We start from the raw sequence: 7547 nt of genomic DNA on the forward strand, positions 1-7547 counted from the left end.
GCCGACACCCCCGTCATCACCCTCGACGCCCGCCGCCGCGACAGCGCCAAGAGCGCCCTCATCACCCTCGTCGAACACGCCCTGCTGGCCCGACTGCGGTGATCGCGCACGACCGTGGCCCGCGGGACCTCCGGCGAGGTCCCGCGGGCCACAGGCGCGTTCGGGGCGACTACTCGGTGGGCTCCAGGCCGGCCCGGATCAGGCCGTAGGTGTACGCGTCCTCCAGCGCCAGCCAGGAGGCGGCGACCACGTTGTCGGCCACGCCCACCGTCGACCAGGTGGCGGCGCCGTCGGTGGACTCGATCAGCACCCGGGTCTTGGAGCCGGTGCCGTGCTGGCCCTCCAGGATGCGGACCTTGTAGTCCACCAGCTCGAAGGTGGCCAGCGGCGGGTAGATGCCCTCCAGGGCCGCGCGCAGCGCCTGGTCCAGCGCGTTGACCGGGCCGTTGCCCTCGCCGGTGGCGATCCGGCGCTCGCCCTTGGCCCACAGCTTGACGGTGGCCTCGTTGCCGGTGAAGCCCTTCGGGCCCTGCTCGCTGATGGTTCGCCAGGACTCCAGCGTGTAGAAGCGGTCCCGGCCGCCGCGCACCTCGTCGCGCAGCAGCAGCTCGAAGGAGGCGTCGGCGGACTCGTAGGTGTAGCCGAGGTTCTCCTGCTCCTTCACCTTGGCCACCACCCGGCCGGCCAGGTCCCGGTCGCTGGAGAGGTCGTAGCCGAGCTCCTTGCCCTTGAGCTCGACGGAGGCCCGGCCGGCCATGTCGGAGACCAGCATCCGCATGGTGTTGCCGACCCGCTCGGGGTCGATGTGCTGGTAGAGGTCCGGGTCGACCTTGATCGCGGAGGCGTGCAGGCCCGCCTTGTGGGCGAAGGCCGAGAAGCCGACGTACGGCTGGTGGGTGGAGGGGGTCAGGTTGACCAGCTCGGCGATCGCGTGCGAGATCCGGGTCATCTCGGCCAGCCGGCCCGCGGGCAGCACCCGGCGGTCGTACTTGATCTCCAGCGCGCCGACCACCGGGAACAGGTTGGCGTTGCCGACCCGCTCGCCGTAGCCGTTGGCGGTGCACTGCACGTGGGTCGCGCCGGCGTCCACCGCGGCCAGGGTGTTGGCCACGGCGCAGCCGGTGTCGTCCTGGGCGTGGATGCCGAGCCGGGCACCGGTCCTGGCGAGCACCTCGGCGACGATCTCCCGCACGCCGGCCGGCAGCATCCCGCCGTTGGTGTCGCAGAGCACCACGACGTCCGCGCCGGCCTCGTGCGCGGTGCGGACCACCGACACCGCGTACTCGGGGTTCGCCCGGTAGCCGTCGAAGAAGTGCTCGCAGTCGATGAACACCCGCCGCCCCTGGGAGCGGAGGAACTCGACGCTGTCCCGGACCATCTCCAGGTTCTCGTCCAGGGTGGTGCGCAGCGCGAGCTCCACGTGCCGGTCGTGCGCCTTGGCCACCAGGGTGATCACCGGGGCGCCGGAGGCGACCAGCGCGGCCAGCTGCGGGTCCTCCGCCGCCCTGCCGCCGGCCCTGCGGGTGGCGCCGAAGGCGACCAGCCGGGCGTGTTCCAGCTCCAGCTCGGTGGCGGCGCGGGCGAAGAACTCGGTGTCACGCGGGTTGGCGCCGGGCCAGCCGCCCTCGATGAAGCCGACCCCGAACTCGTCCAGGTGCCGGGCGATGGCCAGCTTGTCCGCCACCGTCAGGTTGATGCCCTCCCGCTGTGCTCCGTCGCGCAGCGTGGTGTCGAACACGTGGAAACTGTCGTCGGTACGGGTGACCTCGGTCATGACCCCTGGTTCTCCGTTTCGGGGAGGAAGGTACTGCTCTGCCGGACTTTCTCGTCCCGGCTCCACTGTCCATGATCCCGCGCGCGGTCCCGGTGTCCCCGGGCCCCTTGTGAGGGCCGTCGGCCGGTCCGGGAGAAACAAAAAGACCCCTCGCGGGTGCGAGAGGTCTGCGCGCGGGTCTGGACGCTAGTGGTCGCTCCGCATCGGGTCGTGCGGGAAGCGGTCACTGCGGACCGGCGCGCCTGCTGCTAATCATCAGCGAAAGCGAGGACACGCTCGCAGTCTGGCACAGCTGCCCGGGATCCGGCCCGCTCGTCTCGCGATGCGAAACGGGCGGGCCGGGCCGGACGGGCGGGCGGGCCGGAAGGGCGAGCCGGGCCGGGCGGTGCCGGACGGGGTGCGGCGATCAGACGATCTTGTGCAGCCAGTGGTGGGTGTCCGGGGTCTGGCCGCCCTGGATCGACAGCAGGGCCTTGCGCAGCTCCATGGTCACCGGGCCGGGCTCGCCGGCGCCGACGGTCCAGTCGGCGGCGGCGGACTTCACCGAGCCGACCGGCGTGATGACGGCGGCGGTGCCGCAGGCGAAGACCTCGGTGAGGGTGCCGTCGGCGTTGGCCTGCTGCCACTCGTCGGTGGAGATCCGGCGCTCCTCGACGGCGTAGCCGAGGTCGGTGGCCAGCTGGAGCAGCGAGTCGCGGGTGATGCCGGGCAGCAGGGCGCCGGACAGCTCCGGGGTGACGATCCTGGCGTCCTTGCCCTCGCCGAAGACGAAGTACAGGTTCATGCCGCCCATCTCCTCGACCCACCGGTGCTCGGCGGCGTCGAGCCAGACCACCTGGTCGCAGCCCTTCTCGGCGGCCTGGGCCTGGGCGACCAGCGAGGCGGCGTAGTTGCCGGCGCACTTGGCGGCGCCGGTGCCGCCGGGCGCGGCCCGGACGTACTCCTTGGACAGCCAGACCGAGACCGGCTTGATGCCGCCCTGGAAGTAGGCGCCGGCCGGCGAGGCGATGATCATGAAGAGGTAGGAGTTGGCCGGGCGGACGCCCAGGCCGACCTCGGTGGCGAACATGAACGGGCGCAGGTAGAGGCTCTGCTCCGGCTCGTTCGGCACCCAGTCCTGCTCCTGGCGGACCAGCAGCTCGACGGCCTCGACGAAGGTCTCCACCGGCAGCTCCGGCATCGCCAGGCGGCGGGCCGAGGCCTGGAAGCGGGCGGCGTTGGCCTCCGGGCGGAAGGTGGCGATGGAGCCGTCGGCCTGGCGGTAGGCCTTCAGGCCCTCGAAGATCGCCTGGCCGTAGTGCAGGGTCATGTTCGCCGGGTCGATCTCCAGCGGGGCGTACGGCGCCAGCTGGGCGTCGTGCCAGCCCACGCCCTCGGTCCAGCGGACGGTGACCATGTGGTCGGTGAAGACCCGGCCGAAGCCGGGGTTGACCAGCCGGGCCTCGCGCTCCGCTGCGGACAGCGGCTGGGCGGAGGGCTTGAGGTCGAACGTGATGGGCGCCTGGGTGGCCGTGCTCATGGCTGTTTCCTTCACCGTGGGGTTGGTCCGGGCCGCCACCGCTGCAGATACGTTTCGGCAACATTCGCCGGAATGGACGCACAACGGCACGACCCACTGTCGATACTCGCATCCAGAGGGCCGTGCCGAACAGCTGTCCGCCCTTTTTTCGAGGGCGGCGAGCTGCGGTTATGCGGTCCGGCCCGCCGGGCCGGAAACCTTGTCGGATCCGGCCCGTCGGCCGGAACTCCGCTCCTGGGTCCGGCCCGTCAGCCGGATACTCGGGCGGCGAGCGCGTCGCCGACCTGGGAGGTGCTGCGGGTGCCGGAGCGCTCGGCCAGGTCCGCCGCCACCGCGGCCTCGACCCCGGCGGCCTCGGCGGCGAAGCCGAGGTGCTCCAGCAGCATCGCGACCGACAGCACGGTGGCGGTCGGGTCGGCCTTGCCCTGCCCGGCGATGTCCGGCGCCGAGCCGTGCACCGGCTCGAACATGGACGGGAACTCGCCGCTCGGGTTGATGTTGCCGCTCGCGGCCAGGCCGATCCCGCCGGTGACGGCGGCGGCCAGGTCGGTCAGGATGTCGCCGAACAGGTTGTCGGTGACGATGACGTCGAAGCGCTCCGGCTGGGTGACGAAGAAGATGGTCGCCGCGTCGACGTGCAGGTAGTCGGTGGTGACCTCGGGGAACTCCTCGCCGACCTCGGCGAAGATCCGCGTCCACAGGTGCCCGGCGTGCACCAGCACGTTGTTCTTGTGCACCAGGGTGAGCTTCTTGCGCGGCCGCGCCTGCGCCCGGCGGTAGGCGTCGCGCACCACGCGCTCGATGCCGTACGCCGTGTTCAGGCTGACCTCGGTGGCCACCTCCTGCGGCGTCCCGGCGCGCAGCGTGCCGCCGTTGCCGACGTACGGGCCCTCGGTGCCCTCGCGGACGACCACGAAGTCGATCTCCGGCTCGCCGCCCAGCGGGGACCGCACCCCGGGGAAGAGCCGGCCCGGACGCAGGTTGATGTGGTGGTCGAAGGCGAACCGCAGCTTGAGCAGCAGCCCCCGCTCCAGCACGCCCGACGGCACGCTCGGGTCGCCGATGGCGCCCAGCAGGATCGCGTCGTGCGACTTCAGCTCCGCCAGCACGTCGTCCGGCAGCGTCTCCCCCGTCCGGTGGTAGCGCCGGGCGCCGAGGTCGTACTCGGTGGTCTCCAGCTTCACGTCGGCGGGGAGCGCGGCGCCCAGGACCTTGAGGCCTTCGGCCACCACTTCCTGGCCGATGCCGTCACCGGGAACAACTGCGAGACGAATGGTGCGAGACATGCTCGGACCCTACTCCGCCGTCCCAGGTACTGACACCTGCCGTCCACGATGCGGACGGTCACGGTCGTCCGCGGTGCAACCGGTGACCGGCGGCCTCAGCCGCTCCGGCATCTCCGCGTCGGCGTCTGCTGCCACGGGAACGCGGTCGCGGGCCGAATCCCGCCGGTGCCGTCCCATCACCCCTTCGAGGGGGCGCGCGTGACGTCGGGGGCGCCTGGGGCGCGCTTAGGGTGGGCGGGTTCGGCGAAGCGCGTGGAACGGGGTGCGGATGGGCGAGCGGCGGCGGGAGGTGCTGGTCTGCGGGGGTGCCGCGGGGCTGGCCGCGGGCGGGTACGGGCTGGCGGCGGCGCTGGGCGGGCAGTGGCCGGCCGGGGCGGAGGCGGTCGCCGTGCCCTACCACGCCCACCTGTGGGACCTGCTGCACGGGCAGGCCGCCGGGGACCTGCTGGTCAACTGGAACAGCGGCTACGGCGCCCCGTTCCTGGCGGACTTCTTCGCCTACCTGATGAACCCCTTCTCCTGGCCCACCGCGCTGCTCCCCCGCGACCAGGGCCGGCTCGCCGTCCTCCTGGTCACCCTGGCCACCATCGGCCTCGGCACCGCCCTGATGACCCGGCTGCTCGGCCGCCTCCACCCGGGCCCGCGCCGGCTGCGGGCGCTCGCCGCGGTCGGGTACGGGCTCTGCGCCTGGGTGCTGGACATCGGCGGGGCGGCCCCGATGTGGCTCTGGGGCCTGGTCTCGCTGCCCCTGCTCGGCCTGGCCGCCGACTGGTGCCTGCGCGAGCGGCACTGGGTTGTCGGCGCGCTGTGCGTCGCGCTCGCCTGGGCGGGCAACCTGTACACGGCCGCGCTGGCGACCCTGGCAGCCGCGCTCCTGTTCGCCGTCCGGCTGTTCGCCGCCCCGCGCCCGCTGCGCCACCGGGTCCGGGCCACCGGCCGGGCCGTCACCATGGCCACCGCCGGGGTGCTGCTCGCCTCCCCGGTGCTGTTCGTCGCGGTGCTGGCCGCCCGCCGGGCCCAGCCGGAGTCCCCGGTCGAACCGCTCGGCCCGTCCGGCGTCGGCGCCCACCTCGCCCGGCTGCTGCCCGCCACCCACGGCGGGCAGCAGCTGCCGGACGTGGCGATCGGCGTCTTCGGCCTGCTGGTGGTGTGCGGGCTGCCGTTCAACCGGCGGGTGCGGCCGCGGGAGCGCGCCCTGTGGTGCACGGCGCTGGCGCTGGTGGCGGCCGGCTTCCTCTGGACCCCGACCGTGCTGGTCTGGCACGGTCTGGCGATCCCGGCCGGCGGGCCGTACCGGGTGGCCTTCGTGCTCAGCGGGCTGCTGGTGCTGGCGGGCTGGGTCTCGCTGGCGCACCGTCCGGACCGGCTCACCGTACTGGGCGGCGCCGCCGTGGTGGCGCTGATCGCCGGCCTGGCGGCGGGCCGGCACACGGTGCGCCCGGCCACCTGGGTGCTGCTGGCCGTCGGCGGCGCCGTCCTGTCGGCCGCGCTGTGGCTGTTGGACCGCCGGCACTCCGACCGGCGGGCGAACGCGCTGGCCACCTGGGTGATCGGCGGCGCGGTGCTGGGCAACGCCGTCTGGTCGGGGTACGCGGCGCTCGGCTCGGCGCCCTCCGACGACGTCTCCCCGGCGGCGGTCCGGGCCGGGCACGCGACGCTGCGCGCGGCCGACGACTGGCCGCGCGGCCGCAGCGACCCCGGGCCGCACGCCTTCACCCCGAACGACCCGCTGCTGCTGAACGGCCAGGGCGGCGGCTGGTTCAGCAGCTACCTGCCGACCGTCACCGCCCTGCTGCTGCACGACCTCGGCGCGGGCTGGACGGCCGGCGGGCGGCAGACCGCGAGCGTCACCGACCCGGTCGGGCAGGCGCTGTTCGGGGTCCGCACCCACCTCGACGAGGGACCGGCGCCGCGTTCCTTCACCCCTGTCCGGGCGGCCGCCACGCCGCCGCTGGTCACCGTGCTGCCCCCGGGCGCCCGGCCGGAGAGGTCCTCGGTCTGGGCCCGGCAGGAGTCGCTGCTCGGCAGCCAGGTGTACGACGCCCCGCTGCCCGTCCCGGCGGGCGGGCCGGCGCCCACCCTGCACGGCACCAGCGGCTGGTCGGTGCCGAGCGGCGGGGAGGGCACGGTGTTCACCGCCGCCTGCACGCCGGGCGGGACGGCCTACTTCCACGGGCTCTGGTACCGGGGCACGGTCAGCGGCCTCGGCAGCGCCTTCCGCAGCGACGGCGAGCAGCCCACCACCGCCGTGCCGATCCACCGGCTGGGGACCGTCCCGGCGGACGGGGTGGTCCGGGTGACCCTGCGGTCGGACGTGGTGAGCCAGGTGCCCGCCCGCCCGATCGGCTGCCTGCGGGCCGGTGCCCTGGAGGCCGCGGTCGCCCGGCTGACCGCGACCGGCGCCACCCGGGTGGAGGCCGGCGGGCACACCCTCACCGCGGCCCTGCCGGCGGGTTCCACCGGCACCGCGCTGCTCTCCGTCCCGGCCACCGAGGGCTGGACCTGTGCGGTGGACGGCGGCCGCCGCGCCGCCCCCACGCCCGTGCTCGGCATGATCGGCGTCCCCCTGGGCGACGGCGCCTCCCGGATCGCCTGCGCCTTCCGGCCGCCCGGGCTCACCGAGGGCCTCGTCGTCGCCTCCGCCACCGCCGCCGTCCTCGCGCTGGTCGCCGTCTTCGCCCGGCTCTCGCGCCGCCCCACCCGCCCCCCGCGCCGCGACCGCCGCCGGGCGGCGCGGCCGGCCGGAGCGTGACGGGGACGGTCGGAGCATGACGGGCGCGGGCGGAGCGTGCCGGGGCGGGCGAGCCGCCGGAAACGTGCCGGGGCGGGCGGAGCGTGCCGGGGCGGGCGAGCCGCCGGAAACGTGCCGGGGCGGCCCGCCGGAGTGCCGGCGGGCCGCCATCGCCGCGAGACCCTCGCCGTCCCAGCCACCGGCGGTGGTCAGGTTGTTGGAGGCGATCAGGTAGGC

At 74.6% G+C, this 7547-nt stretch carries 4 protein-coding genes and 1 pseudogene; 2 read left to right on the top strand and 3 right to left on the bottom strand.

Annotation, left to right across the window (positions count from 1 at the left end; genetic code table 11):
• Positions 1 to 102 (top strand): annotated as a pseudogene (locus ACIQOV_RS17875) (ATP-binding protein); the annotation flags it as partial.
• A 67-nt stretch (positions 103 to 169) separates the two neighbouring features.
• Here the strand turns inward: ACIQOV_RS17875 and cimA are convergent.
• From cimA to ACIQOV_RS17890, 3 genes are all read right to left on the bottom strand, one after another.
• Positions 170 to 1774: a citramalate synthase gene (cimA, locus tag ACIQOV_RS17880; protein ID WP_401049502.1), complete on the bottom strand. Its 1605-nt coding sequence runs from the start codon at positions 1772 to 1774 to the stop codon at positions 170 to 172.
• A gap of 406 nt (positions 1775 to 2180) precedes the next feature.
• Positions 2181 to 3293 carry a branched-chain amino acid aminotransferase gene (locus ACIQOV_RS17885; RefSeq protein WP_401049504.1) on the bottom strand — a complete coding sequence of 371 codons (1113 nt, stop codon included), beginning with the start codon at positions 3291 to 3293 and terminating at the stop codon, positions 2181 to 2183.
• A gap of 248 nt (positions 3294 to 3541) precedes the next feature.
• On the bottom strand, positions 3542 to 4579 hold the full coding sequence (locus ACIQOV_RS17890) for a 3-isopropylmalate dehydrogenase (protein ID WP_359915405.1): 1038 nt from the start codon (positions 4577 to 4579) through the stop codon (positions 3542 to 3544).
• Positions 4580 to 4847: 268 nt separating this feature from the next.
• Between ACIQOV_RS17890 and ACIQOV_RS17895 the strand changes: the two genes are divergently transcribed.
• Entirely contained in the window at positions 4848 to 7331 is a 2484-nt protein-coding gene (locus tag ACIQOV_RS17895; protein ID WP_401049506.1) for a YfhO family protein, read from the top strand.
• The last annotated feature ends 216 nt before the right edge of the window (positions 7332 to 7547 follow it).

The sequence above is a fragment of the Kitasatospora sp. NPDC091257 genome, from assembly GCF_044757675.1.
Lineage (GTDB): Bacteria > Actinomycetota > Actinomycetes > Streptomycetales > Streptomycetaceae > Kitasatospora > Kitasatospora lactacystinica.

Excerpts from the sequence above, each read along its gene's own strand:
- ACIQOV_RS17885 (WP_401049504.1), bottom strand. The coding sequence starts at position 3,293 with ATGAGCACGGCCACCCAGGCGCCCATCACGTTCGACCTCAAGCCCTCC.
- cimA (WP_401049502.1), bottom strand. The coding sequence starts at position 1,774 with ATGACCGAGGTCACCCGTACCGACGACAGTTTCCACGTGTTCGACACC.
- ACIQOV_RS17895 (WP_401049506.1), top strand. The coding sequence starts at position 4,848 with ATGGGCGAGCGGCGGCGGGAGGTGCTGGTCTGCGGGGGTGCCGCGGGG.
- ACIQOV_RS17890 (WP_359915405.1), bottom strand. The coding sequence starts at position 4,579 with ATGTCTCGCACCATTCGTCTCGCAGTTGTTCCCGGTGACGGCATCGGC.